At 69.2% G+C, this 20,422-nt stretch carries 15 protein-coding genes and 1 riboswitch; of the genes, 9 read left to right on the forward strand and 6 right to left on the reverse strand.

The genetic code is table 11. From position 1 onward, the window contains the following. Position 1 precedes the first annotated feature (1 nt). A complete protein-coding gene (locus BUB20358_RS07150; RefSeq protein WP_035972829.1) occupies positions 2-1,645 on the reverse strand; it encodes an FAD-dependent monooxygenase in 1,644 nt (547 codons plus the stop codon). Positions 1,646-1,775: 130 nt separating this feature from the next. Between BUB20358_RS07150 and BUB20358_RS07155 the strand changes: the two genes are divergently transcribed. Beyond that, positions 1,776-3,611 carry a tetratricopeptide repeat protein gene (locus BUB20358_RS07155; protein WP_396022386.1) on the forward strand — a complete coding sequence of 612 codons (1,836 nt, stop codon included), beginning with the start codon at positions 1,776-1,778 and terminating at the stop codon, positions 3,609-3,611. Positions 3,612-3,704: 93 nt separating this feature from the next. Here BUB20358_RS07155 and BUB20358_RS07160 read toward each other — a convergent pair whose 3' ends face one another. From BUB20358_RS07160 to BUB20358_RS07175, 4 genes are all read right to left on the reverse strand, one after another. Further along, complete coding sequence (locus BUB20358_RS07160; protein WP_035972833.1) at positions 3,705-5,000, reverse strand: MFS transporter; 1,296 nt, start codon at positions 4,998-5,000, stop codon at positions 3,705-3,707. A 262-nt stretch (positions 5,001-5,262) separates the two neighbouring features. Next, positions 5,263-6,318 (reverse strand): hypothetical protein, encoded by a 1,056-nt coding sequence (locus BUB20358_RS07165; protein WP_158380483.1) that lies wholly within the window; start codon positions 6,316-6,318, stop codon positions 5,263-5,265. A 28-nt stretch (positions 6,319-6,346) separates the two neighbouring features. Next, positions 6,347-7,054: a DUF2968 domain-containing protein gene (locus tag BUB20358_RS07170; RefSeq protein ID WP_035972837.1), complete on the reverse strand. Its 708-nt coding sequence runs from the start codon at positions 7,052-7,054 to the stop codon at positions 6,347-6,349. Between the two features lie 115 nt (positions 7,055-7,169). Further along, complete coding sequence (locus tag BUB20358_RS07175) at positions 7,170-8,357, reverse strand: gamma-glutamyl-gamma-aminobutyrate hydrolase (protein WP_006764887.1); 1,188 nt, start codon at positions 8,355-8,357, stop codon at positions 7,170-7,172. 272 nt (positions 8,358-8,629) lie between these two features. Here BUB20358_RS07175 and BUB20358_RS07180 point away from each other — a divergent pair, with 272 nt between their 5' ends. The 7 genes from BUB20358_RS07180 (at position 8,630) to BUB20358_RS07210 (ending at position 16,561) form a co-directional block, all read left to right on the forward strand. Continuing rightward, positions 8,630-9,310 carry a GntR family transcriptional regulator gene (locus BUB20358_RS07180; RefSeq protein WP_035972839.1) on the forward strand — a complete coding sequence of 227 codons (681 nt, stop codon included), beginning with the start codon at positions 8,630-8,632 and terminating at the stop codon, positions 9,308-9,310. Between the two features lie 7 nt (positions 9,311-9,317). Continuing rightward, positions 9,318-10,694: an amidase gene (locus tag BUB20358_RS07185; protein WP_035972840.1), complete on the forward strand. Its 1,377-nt coding sequence runs from the start codon at positions 9,318-9,320 to the stop codon at positions 10,692-10,694. A 117-nt stretch (positions 10,695-10,811) separates the two neighbouring features. Next, positions 10,812-11,324, forward strand: a complete 513-nt coding sequence (locus BUB20358_RS07190; RefSeq protein WP_035972841.1) for a disulfide bond formation protein B — start codon at positions 10,812-10,814, stop codon at positions 11,322-11,324. Positions 11,325-11,934: 610 nt separating this feature from the next. Then, positions 11,935-12,939: a xanthine dehydrogenase accessory protein XdhC gene (xdhC, locus tag BUB20358_RS07195; protein ID WP_035973404.1), complete on the forward strand. Its 1,005-nt coding sequence runs from the start codon at positions 11,935-11,937 to the stop codon at positions 12,937-12,939. 19 nt (positions 12,940-12,958) lie between these two features. After that, positions 12,959-13,984, forward strand: coding sequence for an adenosine deaminase (locus BUB20358_RS07200; RefSeq protein WP_035972842.1), 1,026 nt, complete (start codon positions 12,959-12,961; stop codon positions 13,982-13,984). A gap of 350 nt (positions 13,985-14,334) precedes the next feature. Next, on the forward strand, positions 14,335-15,657 hold the full coding sequence (gene guaD / locus BUB20358_RS07205) for a guanine deaminase (RefSeq protein ID WP_035972847.1): 1,323 nt from the start codon (positions 14,335-14,337) through the stop codon (positions 15,655-15,657). Positions 15,658-15,765: 108 nt separating this feature from the next. Then, a riboswitch (yybP-ykoY riboswitch) is annotated at positions 15,766-15,893 on the forward strand. A 95-nt stretch (positions 15,894-15,988) separates the two neighbouring features. Next, entirely contained in the window at positions 15,989-16,561 is a 573-nt protein-coding gene (locus BUB20358_RS07210; RefSeq protein ID WP_035972849.1) for a TMEM165/GDT1 family protein, read from the forward strand. Positions 16,562-16,606: 45 nt separating this feature from the next. Here BUB20358_RS07210 and BUB20358_RS07215 read toward each other — a convergent pair whose 3' ends face one another. Beyond that, complete coding sequence (locus tag BUB20358_RS07215) at positions 16,607-17,308, reverse strand: DUF4136 domain-containing protein (RefSeq protein ID WP_035972850.1); 702 nt, start codon at positions 17,306-17,308, stop codon at positions 16,607-16,609. A 188-nt stretch (positions 17,309-17,496) separates the two neighbouring features. Here BUB20358_RS07215 and pepN point away from each other — a divergent pair, with 188 nt between their 5' ends. Beyond that, entirely contained in the window at positions 17,497-20,190 is a 2,694-nt protein-coding gene (gene pepN, locus BUB20358_RS07220) for an aminopeptidase N (protein ID WP_035972852.1), read from the forward strand. Positions 20,191-20,422: the final 232 nt, after the last annotated feature.

Below are 20,422 nucleotides of genomic sequence, written 5' to 3' on the forward strand. Positions count from 1 at the left end.
GTCACGCGGATAGCGATACGCCCGCGAACCAGCCTTCGCAGTGACGCAGCAGCGCGTTCGCGTCCGTCGCCGTGCGGCCGCGAGCGGCAACGTAGCCGTCCGGCCGCAGCAAGTAGAACGACGGCCGCGAGCGGCCGTACGCTTGCGCGAGCCCTTCGGCGCCGTTGCCTTCCGCATCGGCGATCCGCCACGCGCGCACGGCACCCGGCATGATCCGTTCGAGCCCGCGCACGAGCGCCTGCGCATCGTCCGGCATCGGCGGCACGTCGCCCGGCTCGGCACTCGGATGCTCTTCGAGCAGCAGCAATGTGAAGCTCGCCGGATCGTGCAGATCGTATAGCCGCGCGGTGCCGGGCGCCTGACCGAGCGGGCCGTCGATCACGTGCAGCAGCGCGTCCGGCGCGCGCTCGCCCGCGCGCGGCCCGCCGTCGAGCACGCGTTCGAGCGTGAGCGGGCTCTTCCGATACTGGACGCCCAGCTCGCTGACCGTGCGCCGCAACGCGTCGCGCACCGGCCCGAACGACGACAGCAGCGGCACGATGCGATCGCGCAGCAGCTTCATCGCGCCGTGGTCGGCTTCGACGATCTGCGTGACGAAGCCCGTCTGCCGCAATACGTCGCGCTCAATCGGATGGCGCTCCGCGTGATACGTGTCCAGCAACCGCTCGGGCGCGCCGCCGGAGAGCACGCGCGCGAGCTTCCAGCCCAGATTGAACGCTTCCTGGATGCCGGTGTTCATCCCCTGCGCGCCGGCCGGACTGTGCACGTGCGCCGCGTCGCCCGCAAAGAACACGCGCCCGTGGCGCAGCCGCTCGACCATCCGGCTATGCAGGTGGAAATACGACGACCACGCGAGATCGCTCGGCGCGATCGACGTGCCGATGCGCGTACGGACGATCGCCTCGCACACGTCGAGCGACGGTGCCGATGCGTCCGGCAGCGGCTCGCCGGGCGGCCGGTCCGCGACGAGCCGATAGCGCCCTTCGCCGAGCGGGAACAGACCCGCGATGCCGTCCGACGTCGTGAACAGGTGGATCTCGTCGTCCGGCCAGTCGGGTATCGCCGCGAAGTCGGCGAGCAGGAACGTCTGTTCGAATGCGTGGCCGGCGAAGCCGACGCCGAGCAGGTGCCGTACCGTGCTGTGCGCGCCGTCCGCCGCGATCAGATACGACGGCGCGAATCGCTCGGTGCGACCGTCGGCGCCGCGCAGCGTCACGTCGAGCGACGTACCGCCTGCGTCGCACGCGCAAAGCTTCACGCCGCGCTCGACGCGCACGCCGAATCCAGCCAGGTGCTCGGTCAGCAGCCGCTCGGTGACGCTCTGGTCGAGAAGCAGCAGATACGGATAACGGGTTTGCAGCGGATCGAAATCGAGCTGCGCGATGACGCGGCCGTCGGCGTGCAGCGCGGCCGCGTGCACGCGATGCCCGAGTTCGAGAAACGGTTCGACTGCCCGATGCTGCTCCAGCAACTCGAGCGTGCGCGCCTGAATGCCGATCGCGCGCGAATACGGCGCGGGCGTGACGAGCCGGTCGACGATGCGCACCGGCACGCGGGCCCGCGCGAGGCTCATCGCCGCGGCAAGGCCGGTCGGCCCCGCGCCGACGATCAGCACGGGCGGAATATCGAGCAGTGTGTCAGCCATGAGAACCTCGATGACACGCGACCCTGCAAGTCTACGCCGCTCCGCGTGACGGGGCCATATGCCGAACGGCCGATGGGCGGCGCGCGCAGGCAGTATGGGAAAATACGCGCTTTCCGCCAGTTTTCGCGTCATGGATTCCGCATTCGACCGAGCGTACGCCGCGCATCGCGAGGGCCGCCTCGCCGAGGCCGAGCACGGCTATCGCGCCGCGCTCGCGACCAATCCCGCCGACGCCGACGCGCTCCATCTGTTCGGCGTGCTTCGGCATCAGCAGGGCCAGCATGCCGAAGCGGCTGATCTCGTCGGCCGTGCGGTCGCGTTGCGCCCGAACGATGCGGCGCTGCAGCTCAATCTCGGCAATGCGCTGAAGGCGCTGGGCCGGCTCGACGAAGCGATCGACCGCTTTCGGAATGCGCTGACGCTCGCACCCGAATTTCCGCTCGCGCACTACAACCTCGGCAATGCGTATGCGGCGCTGCAGCGCCACGAGGACGCCGTCGATGCATTCCGCCGCGCGCTGCTGCTGACGCCGGACGACGCATCGATCCACAACAATCTCGGCAACGCGCTGAACGCGCTCGGCCGTCACGACGATGCGCTCGCCGCGTTCCGCCGCGCGCTGGAGCTGCGGCCCGGACATGCCGGCGCGCACAACAATCTCGCGATGGCGCTGAACGCGATGGGCCGCGCCGACGATGCGATCGCGCACTTCCAGGCCGCGATCGCCGCGCAGCCGCGTTTCGTCGCCGCGCATTTCAATCTCGGCAATACGTTCGAGGCGCTGGGCCGTCATGCCGATGCGGCCGCCGCATTCGAGGCCGCGCTCGCGCTGCATCCGCCGTTTCCGCTCGCCCTGTTCGGGCTCGCGAACGCGCTGTGCGCGCAGGGGCGTCACCGCGACGCGCTGCCGTACTACGAGCGTGCGGTCGGCCTCGATCCGTCGTTCGGTCTGGCGTGGCTGAATCTCGGCAATGCGCATCACGCGCTCCGCGCGTACGAGATGGCGCTGCGCGCGTTCGATCAGGCGCTGCGCGTCGCGCCGGATCTGAAGCTCGCCGAATTGCACCGGGCGGTCACGCTGCTCACGCTCGGCGACTTCACGCGCGGCCTGCCCGCTTACGAAGCGCGCCACGATACGCCGGGCGCGACGCCGCTCGGCGCGTTGCCTCGCTGGCACGGCGAGCCGATTGCATCGCGCACGCTGCTGATCCGCGCGGAACAGGGGTTCGGCGACACGCTGCAGTTCGTCCGCTTCGTGCCGCTCGCGCGCGCAAAGTGCGCACGGCTCGTGCTCGAAGTGCAGCCGGAACTGCTCGCGCTGCTCGCACCGGCTGCGGCACGCTGGCGCGTGACGCTCGTCGCACAGGGGACGAAGCTGCCGGCCGCCGACGTCGGATGCACACTGATGAGCCTGCCGTTGCTGCTCGGGCTGCAGCCGGCCGACATCGCCGTCGGCCAGCGTTATCTCGACGCGCCCGACACCGCACGCCGACGCTTTCGCGGGTCGCTCGGCGGTCAGTCGAAGCGCAAGTACGGCCTTGCATGGTCGGGGCGCCGGCAAGCGCAGGAAAACCGCTCGATGCCGTTCGACGCGCTCGCACCGCTGCTCGCGCTGCCGGACATCGACTGGATCGTGCTGCAGCCCACGCTCGACGACGGCGATCGCGCGCGCGTCGACGCGCATCCGCGCGTGCATCGTCTCGACGGCCGGCTGAACGACTTCGCCGATACGGCTGCGCTGATCGAACGGCTCGACGGCGTCGTCACGATCGACACGGCCGTCGCGCACCTCGCGGGCGCACTCGGCAAGCCGGTGTGGATCATGCTGCCGTTCGCGGCCGACTGGCGCTGGTTCACCGGCGACGATTGTCCGTGGTATCCGCGCGCCCGGCTCGCGCGCCAGCCGGCACCGGGCGAGTGGCGCGACGTGGCGGCGAGCGTCGCTGCCGCGCTGCGCGACGCGTGAACGCGCACGAAAAAGGGAGCGCAGTGCGCTCCCTTCCGATGCACGGCGCACGCAGCGCGCGCCGCGCGGCAGCCCGGCGTCACACGCCGGACGTCAAGTGGCCTTGTACTGGCTGCGCGATTCGTTCGTACGGTACAGCACGAGCGTCGCGAACAGGCCGCAGATCGCGGCGACGCTGAGCCACAGCCCCGGCGCGGCCTTGTTGCCGGTCTCGTGAATCAGCAGCGTCGAGATCGCCGGCGTAAACCCGCCGATCGTCGTCGCGAGGCTGTATGCGAGCGAAAAGCCGGCCGTGCGTACGTCGGCCGGCATCACTTCGGTCAGCGCGACGACCATCGCGCCGTTGTACGAACCGTACAGGAACGACAGCCACAGCTCGACGGCGAGCAGCCGCAGGAACGACGGCTGCGCGACGAGCCACAGCACGGCCGGGTAAGCCGTCAGCAGCGTGAGCACGGTGAACGCGATCAGCACCGGGCGGCGGCCGATACGATCGGACAGCGCGCCGGACAGCGGCAGCCACACGAGATTCGAAATGCCGACGCACACCGTCACGACGAGCGCGTCGAGCGACGTCAGATGCAGCACTTCCTTGCCGAACGTCGGCGTATAGGCGGTGATCATGTAGAACGACACCGTCGTCATGATCACCATCCCCATGCCGGCGATCACGACGCCCCAGTTGTCGAGCATCGAGCGCATGATTTCGCCCATCGACGGACGATGCGACTTCGCGAGAAACTCGTCGGTCTCCTTCAGCGAGCGGCGAATCAGGAACAGGAACGGCACGATCAGGCAGCCGATCAGGAACGGAATGCGCCAGCCCCATGCGGTCATGTCTTCGGCCGGCAGCGCGCGGTTCAGCAGCACGCCGACGAACGCGGCGAACACGACGGCGACCTGCTGGCTGCCCGATTGCCACGACGTGTAGAACCCTTTGTGCCCTTTCGTCGCGATCTCGGACAGGTAGACCGACACGCCGCCCAGTTCGACGCCCGCCGAAAAGCCCTGCAGCAGCCGGCCGAACAGCACGAGCGTCGGCGCGAGCACGCCGATCGTCGCGTAGCCGGGCACCGCGGCCACCGTCAGCGTACCGAGCGCCATCAGGCCGAGCGTGAGGATCAGCCCCTTGCGGCGGCCGTGATGGTCGATGTACGCGCCGAGCACGATCGCGCCGACCGGCCGCATCAGAAAGCCCGCGCCGAACACCGACAGCGACAGCATCAGCGATGCGAACGCGTTGCCGCTCGGGAAGTAGGTTTTCGCGATGGCCGACGCGTAATAGCCGTAGACCATGAAATCGTACATTTCGAGGAAGTTGCCGCTGACGACCCGAAATACGGTGCGGACTTTCGATTCCTGCGTAATCGCTTGCGATGCTGTGGACATGTTTTCTCGCTCGAGCTCGAATGGCGCTGAATGCGCGCCGCGTGCCGGCGACGCGCTGCAACGACACGCCGGCCGACATGACCGGCGAATGATGCCACGCGAAGCCGACAATTGCCTTGTAGCGGCGGCACGGCGTCCGGCTTGATCTACCGCTCGTACGAGTTGCCCCGGATTCCGCACGAAAATCGGATCGGTCCGATCGACCGGTCGTCGCGGCCTGACCACAATGTCGGGTTTCCGACGATATCCGCGCCGCGACCACCTACCTGTTCGCCCGTGTCGCGCGGTGTACCGCTCTCATGACGCAATCGCCGCTGGTTCCTGTCGAAGGCGCGCTGGCTCGCCCGCGCGCCGCGCCGCTTGACGACGTCCCGCCGTTCGGCCGCGAGTGGACTTTTCGCGGCAGGGCGGGCGCGCCGCCGGGCAAGCTCTGTGTCGCCACGCTGTCGACGTCGTGCATCGACATCCGCGCGCCGCACCGCGCATGCCGCTGGGGGCCGATCGCGGCGTCCGCATCGGCTGCAGCCGATGCGCCGGTCGTTCCGGCCGCCGCCAGCGGCCGCGCCGAGCAAGCCGGCCGTACTCGTGATACGCCGCGCGAACGGCGTTCGCTATATGCGACCTGCTGGACGATCGGCGCGCTCGCGATCATCGGCTCGTTGATCGCGCTGCGTGGCCCGTCCGCCGGCTTCGCACCTGCTCGCGCGGTCGGCACGACGGAGGTCGTCTCCGATCGTGCCGCGCCGTCGGCAATCGCGCACCGCCCTGCGCCGACACGATCTGATTCCGCTGCCGCGGCGGCACAACCGACCGCTGCGGCGAGCGTCGCGACAATCGTCCGATCACTGCAACCGGCGAACGGCGCAACACATGGTCGGGCAGCACCGCGCCCCGGCGCGGCGTCCGACAGCCGGGCGCTCGCAAGAGCATCCCACGCACAGCAGCCGTCGGCGCGCGAATCGCATCGATCGTCGCGCCCGGGATCGGAAACGGCACAAGCGACGCCGCCATCCGCGCCGCGCGTCGCCGCCCGTCCGGGCCGTGCGGGTCGCACGTCGAACGCATCACACGCATCGACACGCGCCCGCGTCGCGCCGCCGCACGAACACGCATTCGACGACCCGCTCACGCCGATCGCCATCGCGAACGCGCTGCGCGCCGACTCGCCCGCTCGCACGGCGTCGACGCCCGCCGCCGACTTCGACTGGACGTCGCAGCTGTCCCACCGCCGCTTGACCGACCAATCGCCCGTGCTCACGCACTGACCGCTCAGCCAATAAAAAACCCGGCGAAGACCGCTTCGCCGGGTTTCGTTCACGCATCGAATCCGTTCGTTCGACGCGTCGTCACTGATGCGCGGATAATCCGCTCTCCGCCTGCCGCTCGAGTTGCCGCACCTGGTCCTGCAGATCACGCAACCGGATCTGCGCCGCCCGCTTTTCGACCTGTAGCGCCTGCGCCTGCTCCTGCGCCGCCTTCTGCCGCTGCGCGACCTCGCTCTGCTGGCTGCGCGCGACGCTCAGGTCGGCCTGCAACTGCTGCGCGCGATTCGCCTGCAGCGCGATCACGCGCTCGAGAAACGCCTTCTGCGCCTGCAGCTCGGTACGGCGGATCTCGACGTCCGCCAGCTGCACGGTTTGCTGCACGAAGTTCGCGTATACGCTCTCCGCACGCTGCTTGTCCTGCGACCGGATCACACGCCACAGCTGCTTGTCCTGGAACAGCGCGACGTAATACGTCATCTCGCGCGGATCGAACATCAGGCTCGCACCGTAGCTGCCGTTGTACGTCGTACGCATCTCGACGATCCGGCCGTCGTGCAGCATGCGCGTGAGCTCGGCGACGTTGCCCTGCGCGGTCGCGTCGACCCCGGACGCACCCGAAGCCGCCGATACCGCGGATGCGGCCGCGCCGCCGAGGCTCGTCATCGCGGGACGCGTGCCCGCGACGGGCGCCGTCGTGTCCGCAGACCACACGGCGCAGGCATACGCGGACGCCATCATCGCAACGATCCACGTTGCACATCGTGCTGGGGAAAAATTTCGGAAGGCCAACGTCACACTCCGGCGAACGAATCGAAACACGCGATTATCGTTCACGCGCGTGCGGCCGCATCTCGAAATTGTGCGGGATGCGGCCGCATCGATGACCGTCGTGGAACGCCGCTCGCTACAGGCGCGTTTCGCGCGCCGCGCGCAGGAATGCATCGAGCAGCGGCGTGCAGTCGAGCAGCTCGGCGCCGCCCGCGCGGTGGAACTCCGGGTGCCACTGAACGCCGACGACGAACGGTGCGCGACGATAGCGGATGCCTTCGATGATTCCATCGCCGACCGACACGGCCTCGATGTTCAGATCGCGGCCGAGATCGCGGATCGCTTGGTGATGAATCGAATTGACGATCGCTTCGCTGCGCCCCGGGAACATGCTCGCGAGCGTCGACGATTCGGGGAAGCGGATCGCATGTCGATGCTGGTCGTAATGCTCGCTCACGTGCGGATTCGCGGTCGGCACGTCGGTCGCGATGTCCTGATACAGCGAGCCGCCGAACGCGACGTTGATCAACTGGCAGCCGCGGCACACGCCGAGCACGGGCTTGCCGGATTCGACGAACTCGTGCAGCAGTTCGAGCTCGTACATGTCCCGCACGCGATCGCCCGGCCATTCGGGGCGCGCGTCCGACGCCGCGTACGTCTGCGGCGAAACGTCCGCGCCGCCCTGCAGCAGCAGGCCGTCGAGATGCTTCGCGTAGTCGCGCAGCCGGATGTTGCTCGGGTGCAGCATCCCCTGATGGCCGACGGTCGGGATCATGAACACGAGCACGTCGCGCGACATCACCCAGTGCGCGATCGATTCCTCGAGATACTGCAGCGTCTTGCCGCGCAATCCCTTCGCGCCCGGTTCCGGGTGGAAGATCCGCGCAGACACGCCGATGCGCAGCGTGCGCTGCGTGATGCGCTGGCCGGCGCGGTCGAACAGCCGCCGCGCGCGCGCCGCGACGATGCGGCCGAACACCGACCACGGCGTGTCGTTCTGCTTCAGATACGCGGGCGGTGCGTTCTGCGCACTGGCGGGTGGCGGCCGCGGCGTGTCGAAATCGGGCGGCGCGCCGAAGCCGGGCGGCGGTGCGCCGGGTTTCTGCGGCTCGACGGCGCCGTCGGCTGGCGCGCCGGCCGCGCCGGGTGCGCCGGGCTCGGACGCCGCGGTGACCGGCGATGCGCCGTCGTCGGCAACGTCGTGCGTCGCGGCGGCCTGCTCTGCCGGCACGTCGGGCGTTTTAGCAGAATTGGGGCGAAGGGAATCGGAGGAAGCGGAAGAAGTGCCGGGCAACCCGGCCGAAGGCGGTGTGTTTTCGCTCATGACGATGGGGTGATACGTCTCGCGCGTGTAGATAGACGAGGATTCATTATGCTTCAGTGCCCGATCGCACGGTAAACCTGCAACATCCTGTCGATCATGTTGCAACTGCGCAGCGAATTGCCTGCCCGTGCGGGTCGTCCGGGCCAACCGGCGGAAAAGGCAAGGTTGCGGCTGGACAGCAGTGATATATCACAATAATATCCATGCATCGTTCACGCTCCGACGGTGCCCGCGATGATCGCGTCTTCCCCGCCCGCCGTACCGCAACCCGCATGAATGCTCGCCCCGACGTCGCGCCCGAAAGCCCTTGCGCAGCGGCGACGAGCCTCGCCGAACGCGCGTACGCGTTGATCCAGCGCGACATCGTCACGATGCGCCTGAAGCCGGGCGCCGCGCTCAACGAAGCCGAGCTCGTCGCGCGCACCGGCATCGGCCGCACCCCGGTGCACCAGGCCGTGCACCGGCTCGTGCTCGAAGGGCTGCTGTCCGTGATACCGCGCAAGGGTCTCATGGTGCAGCCGCTGTCGCTCGACGACATCGTCGCGGTGATCGACGTGCGGCGCATCAACGAAGCGCACTGCGCGGCGCTCGCCGCGCGCCATGCGGCACCGGACGAACTTGCGCGCATGGCCGAGCTGCTCGACGACGGACAGGCATGCGTCGACGCGCACGACGTCGAGGCAATGATGGATCTCGATCGCGCATTCCATCAGACGATCGCCGCGGCCGCGCGCAACGCGGTGCTCGCCGACATCCTGCGCGGATTGCACGAACGCTCGCTGCGCTTCTGGTTCGTCACGCTGTCCGAGCCGCATCATCTCGCCGACGTCCAGCGCGAGCATCGCGAGCTGTTCGAGCGGCTGTCCGCGCGCGATGCCGCAGGCGCACGCGATGCCGTCGAACGCCATATCGATTCGTTTCGCACCACCCTTCTCCAACATCTTCGCCCCTGAGCCGCCCATGACCGCTTTCACGCCCTTTCCGCCGCTCGCGCGGCTCGCCGCCGATCTCGCCACCGGCCGCACCACCAGCCGTGCGCTCGTCGATACTGCGCTCGACCGGATCGCCGATCCGTCCGGCCAGGGCGCGATCGCGTTCACCAAAGTCGACGCGGACAACGCGCGTGCGGCCGCCGACGCGCACGACCGCCTGCGCGCGGCCGGCACCGTGCTGTCGCCGCTCGCCGGCATTCCGGTGTCGGTGAAGGATCTGTTCGACGTCGCCGGCCAAGTCACGCGCGCCGGTTCGCGCGTACTCGACGGCGCGCCGCCCGCGACGACCGACGCGGTCGCCGTCGCACGGCTGCGGCGCGCGGGCGCGGTGATCGTCGGCCGCACGAACATGAGCGAATTCGCGTTCTCCGGGCTCGGGCTGAATCCGCACTTCGGCACGCCGCGTTCGCCGTATCGCCGCGACGTGCCGGGCGATGCGCGGATCGCGGGCGGCTCGTCGTCCGGCGCGGCCGCGTCCGTCGCCGACGGAATGGCGGCCGTCGCGCTCGGCACCGACACGGGCGGATCGCTGCGCATTCCGGCCGCGCTGTGCGGGCTGACGGGCTTCAAGCCGACCGCGAGCCGGATCCCGACGCACGGCGGCGTGCCGCTGTCGACGACGCTCGACTCGTTCGGCCCGATCGGCGTGACGGTCGCATGCTGCGCGCTGGTCGACCGGATACTCGCCGGGCTCGAACCCGACGTGCCGGCGGCTCGGCCGCTCGAAGGCGTGCGTCTCGGCGTGCTGACGAACTACGTGACCGACGGCGTCGACGCGGAAGTCGCCGCCGCGCTCGATGCCGCGCTCAAGCATCTGGAAGCGGCGGGCGCGATCGTCACGGAAGTGCGGTTCCCCGCGCTCGACCGGCTGCCGGACATCAACCGTTTCGGCTTCTCGCCGATCGAGGCGTACGCATGGCATCGCCCGCTGCTCGCGCAGCACCGCGACCAATACGATCCGCGTGTGCTGTCGCGGATCCTGAAGGGCGAACCCGCGACCGCGGCCGACTATCTCGATCTGCTCGCCGCACGTGCCGCGATGCTCGACGAGGCCGCGCACACCGTGTGGGCGCGCTTCGACGCGCTCGTCGCACCGACGGTGCCCGTCGTGCCGCCGCGCATCGCGGAACTCGAAGCGGACGACGCGGCGTTCACGCGCACCAACGCGTTGATGCTGCGCAACCCCGGCGTGTTCAACTTCCTCGACGCATGCGCGCTGTCGCTGCCGTGCCATCCCCGCGATGCCGCGCCGGTCGGGCTGATGCTCGCGGCCGCGCCGCATCGCGACGACGCGCTGCTCGCGATCGGCCAGTCGGTCGAGGCCGTGCTCAATACGATCCGCTAGGCGCGCAGGCCGGGATGCGGCGGGGTGCCGCACCTGCCCCGTCAGTTTCGTGCCAGACCGTTCGCGCTAAAATCGCGCGATTGTTTTCCGGACCGACCGACGAGGAACCCCGCCGACATGAACGACTACACGCTTGCCCTCCGCCGCGAACGCCGCCTGCTGATGCTGCTCGGATGGGTGTGCATCGCGCTGCTCGCCGGCGCGCTGTACCTGCAGTACGTGAAGAACGAGGATCCGTGCCCGCTGTGCATCATCCAGCGCTACTTCTTCGCGGCGATCGGCATCTTCGCGTTCGTCGCAGCCGGGATGCGCAACTGGCGCGGCATCTGGGTGCTCGAACTGCTGATCGCGATCGCCGCGGCGGGCGGCGTCGGTACGGCCGCGCGGCACTTGTCGATCCAGTTGAATCCGGGCTTCAGCTGCGGCTTCGACACGCTGCAGCCGATCGTCGACAGCCTGCCGCCGGCACAGTGGTTCCCCGGCATGTTCAAGGTCGCCGGGCTGTGCGAGACGGTCTACCCGCCGATCCTCGGCATCCTGCTGCCCGGCTGGGCGCTGATCGGCTTCGCCGCGATCCTGCTTCCCGTCGTCGCGAGCCTGTGGCGCCATCGCCGCAAGCTCGCCGGCTGACCCCGCGACCGGCGAGGGGCGACCTGCGCCGGCCGCCCGCGGCAGCGCAGTCGGCCCGCCGGCCGCCGTCCGTTCGTCGCCGGGCACGCGGCCGCCGATGTGCGGCCGCCGCGTATCACCACCTACAGCGCTGCCGCGCGGAGGTCCGGACGAACGTCCGCCGCGCGGCGCCCGCATCCGCCCGCCGCGCGCGCGTTTCGGCCCCACGCCCGCACGTCGGCGCCCGAATCGCGCACGACGGCCTATGATCGACATGATCGCCGCCTGATAGCGCAGATCACCGTCCGACGATGTTGCCGCCGCGCGGCGGTGCTATCTTCGCGACTGGATGGCGATCTACGTGCGCGAGACCAGGCGGTCTCACCTCCTGCGTAACGCGCGCCCGATCCGCAATGTCGACTGGATTCGTCATGACAACGCAAACCATCCGCCTCCGTCACCGTCATCGCGTCCGCCCATCCGGCGGCGCCGTCCGCACGCACCGCCGTGCCGCCGTCGTCCGTCGTCGGCCGCCCGCGCGCCATGCGTCGCTCCCGTCCGTCGTCGTTGCCGCGGCGCCAGCCAGCCCGCGCCGCGCGTCGTGCTGCGCCGCCCCGAACGGAGCATGCTGATGGAAGCGTGGCTCGGCGATCTGCAGCAACTGCTCGCGCACGGCGAAGCGGCCGTGCTCGTGACCGTCGCGCATACCGACGGCTCCGCACCGCGCGAGGCCGGCACCAAGATGCTCGTCACGCGCGACACGGCGCGCCACACGATCGGCGGCGGTCATCTGGAATGGAAAGCGATCGAAATCGCGCGGCATCTGCTGAAGGACGGCGCACACGTGCCGCACGCGCGCCGGCTCGAGCGGCTCGCGCTCGGTCCGAGCCTCGGCCAGTGCTGCGGCGGCGCGGTCGTGCTCGCGTTCGAGCGCCTCGACGTCGGCGACCTCGGGTGGATCATGTCGCTCGCGAAGCGCGTCGCAGCCGGCACCGCGACCGTGCGTAGCGTATCATTCGGCCCCTCGCCGGGCGCACCGCTGCTCAGCGAACCCGAATCGCCTGCCGCGCGTGCCGACTGTCTGCTGTGGGAAACCGGCGGCGTGTCGCTGATGACCGAGACGATCGTGCCGCACGCATTCCCCGTCGTGCTGTTCGGCGCCGGGCACGTGGCGACCGCACTCGTGAAGGTGCTCGCGACGCTGCCGTGCGACGTGCGCTGGATCGACCGCTCCGACGCCGCGTTCCCGCCCGCCGACGCGCTGGCCGGCATCGGCAATCTCGCGATCGAAGCGACCGACACGCCGGCAGACGCAATCGACACGGCGCCGCCGCACGCGTACTTCGTCGTGATGACGCACGATCATGCGCTCGACTTCATGCTCGCCGAGCGCATCCTGCGACGCGGCGACTATGCGTACTTCGGGATGATCGGCTCGCATACGAAACGCGTGCAGTTCGACCATCGCCTCGCCGCGATCGGCATCGACCCCGCGCAGCTCGCGCGGATGCGCTGCCCGATCGGCGTCGAAGGAATCGTCGACAAGGCGCCCGAAGTGATCGCGATCTCGGTGGCCGCGCAGCTGCTGCAGGCCGTCGACGCGAATGCGCCCGCGCAGGCTTCCCCTCATTTCTGACCGACCAAACGACGACGCCATGACCCCGACATTCAAGAACAAGATCGCCCGCGCGCCGAAAGCGGAGCTGCATATCCACATCGAGGGCTCGCTCGAGCCCGAACTGATTTTCGCGCTCGCGCAGCGCAACGGCGTGAAGCTCGCGTACGACTCGATCGACGCGCTGCGCGCCGCGTATGCGTTCACCGACCTGCAGTCATTCCTCGACATCTACTACGCAGGCGCGAGCGTGCTGCTCACCGAGCAGGATTTCTACGACATGACGGCCGCGTACTGCCAACGCGCGCTCGCCGACAGCGTCGTGCATACCGAACTGTTCTTCGATCCGCAGACGCACACCGAGCGCGGCGTGCCGATCGACACCGTGGTCGCCGGCATCGAGCGCGCGCTCGCGGATGCGGAAAAGCGCGGGCTGTCGAGCAAGCTGATCCTGTGCTTCCTGCGCCATCTGCCGGAAGAAGATGCGCTCGCAACGTTCGAATCGGCGCTGCCGCTGTTCGAGCGCTATCGTCATCGACTGATCGGCGTCGGCCTCGACTCGTCGGAACTCGGGCATCCGCCGTCGAAGTTCGCGCGCGTGTTCGACAAAGCGCGCGCGCTCGGGCTGAAGCTCGTCGCGCACGCGGGCGAGGAAGGCCCGCCCGCGTACATCTACGAGGCGCTCGACGTGCTGAAGGTCGACCGGATCGATCACGGCGTGCGCAGCATCGAGGATCCGGCGCTCGTCGAACGGCTCGCGCGCACGCGCACGGCGCTCACCGTATGCCCGCTGTCGAACCTGAAGCTGTGCGTGTTCGACGACATGGCAAAGCACACGCTGAAGGCGCTGCTCGATCGCGGCGTCGCGGTGACGATCAACTCGGACGATCCCGCCTATTTCGGCGGCTACGTGAACGACAACTATTTCGCCACCGTCGCCGGGCTGCAGCTCGACGACGCCGACGTGCATGCGGTGATCCGCAACGGCTTCGAAGCGTCGTTCGTCGATGCGGCGCAGCGCGACGCGCTGATCGCGCGCCTCGACGCGTACTGGCACGCGGCGTGACGGCACGAGGGACGCGACACAGATGACACACGGCGGCGACCTGCGCTTCGCGACGATGCATGCGGCATCGGACTGTGCCGATCGGCCGAGGTCTCGCGCTGCGAATGCGTACCGCGCGCTCGCCGCGTGGCGGCGGCGAGCGCCGTTGCAGATCGAACAACCGGCCGCGTCGACGTGCTCGCACCGCGCGCGCCGCCCGTTCGCCGTATGCAGCCGCACCGAACGCACCGCATGGCCGCCGCTCGCGAATCGCGACACGCGCATGTGCCAACCGCGGCGCTCATGCCGTCGCGCGCGCGACGCCAACCGTTTTCTTCTGTTCGCCTTACCTTGATGCAGGACCATTCGTGATGACGCAAACCGCTTTCCGTTCCCAGTTGCTGACCTTCAACGGCGACCCGGCGCAGTCGAGCCAGGCCGCGAACTACGAGTCCGACGCGCTTCTGATCGTCGACGACGGCAAGGTCGTCGCGGCCGGCCCGTACGCGCGCCTCGCCGCGACGCTCGCACCCGACGCGTGCGTGCACGATCTGCGCGACAAGCTGATCGTGCCCGGCTTCATCGATACGCACATCCACTATCCGCAGACGGACATGATCGCGTCGCCGGCGCCCGGCCTGCTGCCGTGGCTCGACACGTACACGTTTCCGACCGAACGCCGGTTCGGCGATCCGGAGCACGCACGCGAAGTCGCCGATTTCTTCGTCGACGAACTGCTCGCGTGCGGCACGACGACCGCGCTCGTCTACTGCACGGTGCACAAGCAGTCGGCCGATGCGCTGTTCGCCGCGAGCGATGCGCGCGGCGTGCGGATGATCGCCGGCAAGGTGCTGATGGATCGCAACTGCCCGGAGTTCCTGCGCGACACCGCGCAATCGGGCTACGACGACAGCGCGGAGCTGATCGGCCGCTGGCACGGCCGCGGCCGGCAGATGTACGCGCTCACGCCGCGTTTCGCGCCGACGTCGACCGAAGCGCAGCTCGAGGCCTGCGGCGAACTCGCGCGCCGCCATCCGGACGTGTTCGTGCAGAGCCACGTCGCGGAAAACGTCGACGAAGTGAAATGGGTAGCCGAGCTGTTCCCCGGCCATCGCAGCTATCTCGACATCTACGACCGCTACGGGCTGCTGCGCCCGCGCGCGGTGTACGGCCACTGCATTCACCTCGACGACGAGGACCGCCGCCGGATGGCCGAAACGCGCACGGTCGTCGCGCACTGCCCGACGTCGAACTTCTTCCTCGGCAGCGGGCTGTTCGACTTCGACAAGGCCGGCGAATACGGCGTGCCGGTCACGCTCGCGACGGACGTCGGCGGCGGCACGTCGTTCTCGATGCTGCAGACGATGAACGAAGCGCACAAGGTCGCGCGACTGTCGGGCCACCATCTGAGCGCGACGCGGATGTTCTGGCTCGCGACCGCCGGCGCCGCGCATGCGCTCGACCTCGGCGATACGGTCGGCACGCTCGCGCCGCACACCGAAGCGGACTTCGTCGTGCTCGATCCGCACGCGACACCGCTGCTCGCGCGCCGCACGACACGCGCCGAGTCGCTCGAGGAACTGCTGTTCGCATTGGCGCTGCTCGGCGACGACCGCGCCGTGTACCGAACGTATGCGGCGGGCCGGCTCGTGCACGAGCGCGGCGCGGCGCGACGCGCGAGCGCTGCGGCCTGATCTCGCTTTCCCGCGCGGCCGCGGCACGCGGACATTCGCTTCCGCACGCTGCCGCAACGCCGAATGCATGCGGCACGCCGCGCCGTTCCCCGCGCGGCACGCGCCGTGCTAGAATGCGCGCCTCATTGGGGAGTAGCCGCTCCGCTCGATGCCCCGCGCCGCGGCGCGCATCGTGACGGAGGCGTCCGTCAACAGACTTGGCCGTTCGGCCATGGCGGGCGCAGCCACCGAGGCCTGGCGAGACCGATGATTCACAGCGCGCCGCATCAGGGCCCGGCGCGCGGTGAATCGTCGCTCGCACGCATAACGACAGGCCCGTGGAATCCCGTACGTGTCCCAAGCTTTCCTGATCTCGACCGGCGCCGTCGCTCTCGCTGAAATCGGCGACAAGACCCAACTGCTTTCCCTCGTACTGGCCGCGCGCTATCGCAAGCCGCTGCCGATCATCGCCGGCGTGCTCGTCGCGACGCTCGTCAACCACGGCTTTGCCGGCGCACTCGGCGAATGGCTCGGCGCGCTCGTCACGCCGTCGATCATGCGCTGGGCGCTCGCCGTGTCGTTCATCGGGATGGGGCTGTGGATCCTCGTGCCGGACAAGCTCGATGCCGACGAGGCCAATACGAACCGCTCGCGGCTCGGTGTGTTCGGCGCGACGCTGGTCGCGTTCTTCCTCGCCGAGATGGGCGACAAGACGCAGCTCGCGACCGTGGCGCTCGCCGCGCGCTTCCAGGATTACATCGGCGTGGTGGCCGGCACGACGCTCGGGATGATGCTCGCGAACGTGCCGGCGATCGTGCTCGGCGATCGCTTCGCGCACCGGCTGCCGACGAAACTCGTGCACGGGATCGCGGCCGCGCTGTTCGTCGCGCTCGGCGCGCTGGCGCTGCTGGGAATCGGCATCTGACGGACTGTGGAGTCGGCGCGGCGCGCGTGCCGCGCCGACTCCGCATTACTTCGCGACGGCCGCGCCGGACGCCGGCGCAGCCGGCACCGCGCGTTCGTTCGCGGCAGGAACGGCCGGGCCGCCGCGCTTGTCGACCGGCAGCCGCACCGTGCGGACCGCGCCGTTCGCGAGCGGGAAATCGGCAAGCGCGCTGCGCGCGAGGAACGGCATCGCGTACAGCAGCGTGCCGTTGTCGCCGGTCGTGCGGGCGGTCACGTTGTAGACCTCCTTGCCGGTCGCGCGCTCGGTGATCCGAATGCCGAGCGTGTAATCGAATACCTGATACGTCTGCGGAACATAGCCGGCCGGCATCGGGCCCCAGGGTCCCCACGGGCCCCACGGCCCGCGTCGCCAATACGGGCCCGGGCCGAACAGCCACGGATCGTAATAAACGGGCTGCGGCACCGTCACGAGATCGCTGCCGACGCCGTACGTGAGCCCGACGAGATAGCGGGCCTGCGCGGCCGGCACCTGCCGGAACGCATAGGCGGCGAGCTCGTTCGCGACGATCGGCTCGTAGGTCGACTGCTCGATGCTGTTCTTCTGCGCATCGGTGCGCGTAAATGCGTACGTGCGCGTCGCGTCGCTGCCGCTCCAGTCCGAAAAGGCCGTCACCTGCGTCGTCACGTAACTGGTGCAGCCCGTCAGCAGCGCAATGCAGAGCACCGCCGTCCAGCCGGCACCGCGTCGAATCCATTCGCGTTTCATGTTGATCCTCGTCGATCCGTCACCCCGTTCGTCGCAACGCGCGACGCGGTCGGGATGTCGATAATACGCGGACCGTCCGCACCGGTAAAAAGTTCGGACCGGCGCGCGGCCGCAAGCCTTTGTACAATGGCCCGGTTCGCCCGGCCCGTGCTTCGGGCCCGATCCCCACTCCACCGACCTCGACGACCATGTCCGACAACGCCTCCTCCACCGTGATCCGCCGCGCCGACTATACGCCGCCGGCCTTCCTCATCGATTCCGTCGCACTCGAATTCGATCTCGCACCGGCCCGCACGATCGTCAGGAACACGATGCGCGTGCGCCGCAATCCTGATGCCGCGCCCGCGCCGCATCTGGAGCTGATGGGCGAGGCGCTCGAATTCCTCGGCGCGCAGCTGAACGGCGCGGCGCACGATGCCGTGCGCGCGCACGAGCACGGGCTGACCGTCGAGAACGTGCCCGACGCGTTCGAACTGACGCTCGAAAGCGCGTGCGCGCCGGACCAGAACACGACGCTGTCGGGTCTCTACGTGTCGAGCGGCAACTTCTTCACGCAGTGCGAAGCCGAAGGCTTTCGCCGCATCACGTATTTCCTCGATCGTCCGGACGTGATGGCGTCGTACATCGTCACGCTGCGCGCCGACAAGGCCGCGTATCCGGTGCTGCTGTCGAACGGCAACCTCGTCGACTCGGGCGACCTGCCCGACGGCCGCCACTTCGCGAAATGGGAAGATCCGTTCCGCAAGCCGAGCTATCTGTTCGCACTCGTCGCGGGCAAGCTCGTCGCGATCGAGGAGCGGATCACGACCGGCTCCGGCAAGGAGAAGCTGCTGCAGGTGTGGGTCGAGCCGGCCGACCTCGACAAGACGCGTCACGCGATGGATTCGCTGATCCATTCGATCCGCTGGGACGAAAAACGCTTCGGCCTCGAGCTCGATCTCGACCGCTTCATGATCGTCGCGGTCGGCGACTTCAACATGGGCGCGATGGAGAACAAGGGGCTCAACATCTTCAACACGAAGTACGTGCTCGCGAACCCCGAGACCGCGACCGACGTCGATTTCGCGAACATCGAATCGGTGGTCGGCCACGAGTATTTCCACAACTGGACCGGCAACCGCGTGACCTGCCGCGACTGGTTCCAGCTGAGCCTGAAGGAAGGGCTGACGGTGTTCCGCGATCAGGAGTTCTCGGCCGACATGGCCGCGGGCGACGATCTCGAATCGGCCGCGCGCGCGGTCAAGCGCATCGAGGACGTGCGCGTGCTGCGCCAGCTGCAGTTCGCCGAGGATGCGGGCCCGATGGCGCATCCGGTGCGTCCGGAAAGCTACGTCGAGATCAACAACTTCTACACGATGACCGTCTACGAGAAAGGCGCGGAAGTCGTGCGGATGTATCAGACGCTGTTCGGCCGCGACGGCTTCCGCAAGGGAATGGATCTGTACTTCCAGCGTCACGACGGCCATGCGGTGACCTGCGACGATTTCCGTCACGCGATGGCCGACGCGAACGGGCGCGATCTCGCGCAGTTCGAGCGCTGGTACAGCCAGGCCGGCACGCCGCGCGTGACGGTGCGCACCGCCTACGACGCAGCCGCGCGCCGCTATACGGTCACGCTCGCGCAGGGCTACGGCGATGCGTCGCCGGCCGCGCGCGAGACGCAGCAAGGGCCGCTGCTGATTCCGTTCGCGATCGGCCTGATCGGCCGCGACGGCCGCGATCTGCCGCTGCGTCTCGACGGCGAAGCCGCCGCGGCGGGCACGACGCGCGTGCTCGAGTTCACCGACCCCGAGCAGACCTTCACGTTCGTCGACGTGCCCGAAGCACCGCTGCCGTCGCTGCTGCGCAATTTCTCGGCGCCGGTGATCGTCGAGTACGACTACAGCGACGACGATCTCGCGTTCCTGCTCGCGCACGACAGCGACGCGTTCAACCGCTGGGAAGCCGGCCAGCGCCTCGCGACGCGCGCGCTGCTGACGCTGGCCGCACGCGCCGCCGCGAACGAGCCGCTGACGCTCGGCGAGAACTTCGTCGCCGCGTTCCGCCGCGTGCTGACCGACGCGAACCTGTCGCCCGCGTTCCGCGAACTCGCGCTGACGCTGCCGTCCGAAACCTATCTCGCCGACCAGATGGCCGAAGCCGATCCGGCCGCCGTCCATCGCGCGCGCCAGTTCGTGCGCCGTCAGCTCGCGACCGCGCTGCGCGCCGACTGGGTCGCCGCGTACGAGCAGCACCAGACGCCGGGCGCATACGAGCCGACGCCCGAAGCGTCCGGCCGCCGCGCGCTGAAGAACCTCGCGCTCGCATATCTCGCGGAGCTCGAGGATCCGGCCGATGCCGTGCGGCTTGCCACCGCGCAATACGACGCGGCGAACAACATGACCGATCGCGCAGCCGCGCTCGGCGCGCTGCTGTCGGCTGCGGCGTCCGGTGCAACCGGGTCGGCGGAGCGCGCACTCGACGATTTCTACCGTCGCTTCGAGAAGGAGGCGCTCGTGATCGACAAGTGGTTCGCGATGCAGGCGACGCAACGCGGCACGGCCGCGCAACCGACGCTCGCGAAGGTGCGCAAGCTGATGGCGCACCCGGCGTTCAACCTGAAGAATCCGAATCGCGCGCGCTCGCTGATCTTCAGCTTCTGCGCGGCGAACCCCGCGCAATTCCACGCGGCCGACGGTTCCGGCTACGCGTTCTGGGCCGAACAGGTGCTCGCGCTCGACGCGATCAATCCGCAGGTCGCCGCGCGGCTCGCGCGTTCGCTGGAGCTGTGGCGGCGCTTCACGCCCGCGCTGCGCGACAAGATGCGCAGCGCGCTCGAACAGGTCGCCGCGGGGGCGAAATCGCGCGACGTGCGCGAGATCGTCGAGAAAGCGCTCGCGTAACGCGCGCCGCGCGCGCGGGCCGCATCGCGCGCTCGCGTGTCTCGGCCGGCGCCGCTCGCTGCGGCGCCGGCTTTTTTATTGTCGAAACGAGAGCGAACGTCCGGCGCGCGCCGAAGCGCGACGCGAGCTGCACCGTACGCGCGGCAGCGCGCGTCCGCTGCGCGGGCTGGCGAAGACCGTCCCCGCCCCACGCCGCCCGGCGTTGTAACCGGACGAAAAAAGCCCGCGGCCC

The sequence above is a fragment of the Burkholderia dolosa genome (assembly GCF_902499135.1).
Lineage (GTDB): Bacteria > Pseudomonadota > Gammaproteobacteria > Burkholderiales > Burkholderiaceae > Burkholderia > Burkholderia dolosa.

Bases quoted from the DNA above. Each gene is read 5' to 3' on its own strand.
- BUB20358_RS07185 (WP_035972840.1), top strand. From the start codon at position 9,318: ATGACCGCTTTCACGCCCTTTCCGCCGCTCGCGCGGCTCGCCGCCGAT.
- guaD (WP_035972847.1), top strand. From the start codon at position 14,335: ATGACGCAAACCGCTTTCCGTTCCCAGTTGCTGACCTTCAACGGCGAC.
- BUB20358_RS07175 (WP_006764887.1), bottom strand. From the start codon at position 8,357: ATGAGCGAAAACACACCGCCTTCGGCCGGGTTGCCCGGCACTTCTTCC.
- pepN (WP_035972852.1), top strand. From the start codon at position 17,497: ATGTCCGACAACGCCTCCTCCACCGTGATCCGCCGCGCCGACTATACG.
- BUB20358_RS07200 (WP_035972842.1), top strand. From the start codon at position 12,959: ATGACCCCGACATTCAAGAACAAGATCGCCCGCGCGCCGAAAGCGGAG.
- BUB20358_RS07215 (WP_035972850.1), bottom strand. From the start codon at position 17,308: ATGAAACGCGAATGGATTCGACGCGGTGCCGGCTGGACGGCGGTGCTC.
- xdhC (WP_035973404.1), top strand. From the start codon at position 11,935: ATGGAAGCGTGGCTCGGCGATCTGCAGCAACTGCTCGCGCACGGCGAA.
- BUB20358_RS07155 (WP_396022386.1), top strand. From the start codon at position 1,776: ATGGATTCCGCATTCGACCGAGCGTACGCCGCGCATCGCGAGGGCCGC.
- BUB20358_RS07190 (WP_035972841.1), top strand. From the start codon at position 10,812: ATGAACGACTACACGCTTGCCCTCCGCCGCGAACGCCGCCTGCTGATG.
- BUB20358_RS07160 (WP_035972833.1), bottom strand. From the start codon at position 5,000: ATGTCCACAGCATCGCAAGCGATTACGCAGGAATCGAAAGTCCGCACC.
- BUB20358_RS07180 (WP_035972839.1), top strand. From the start codon at position 8,630: ATGAATGCTCGCCCCGACGTCGCGCCCGAAAGCCCTTGCGCAGCGGCG.
- BUB20358_RS07150 (WP_035972829.1), bottom strand. From the start codon at position 1,645: ATGGCTGACACACTGCTCGATATTCCGCCCGTGCTGATCGTCGGCGCG.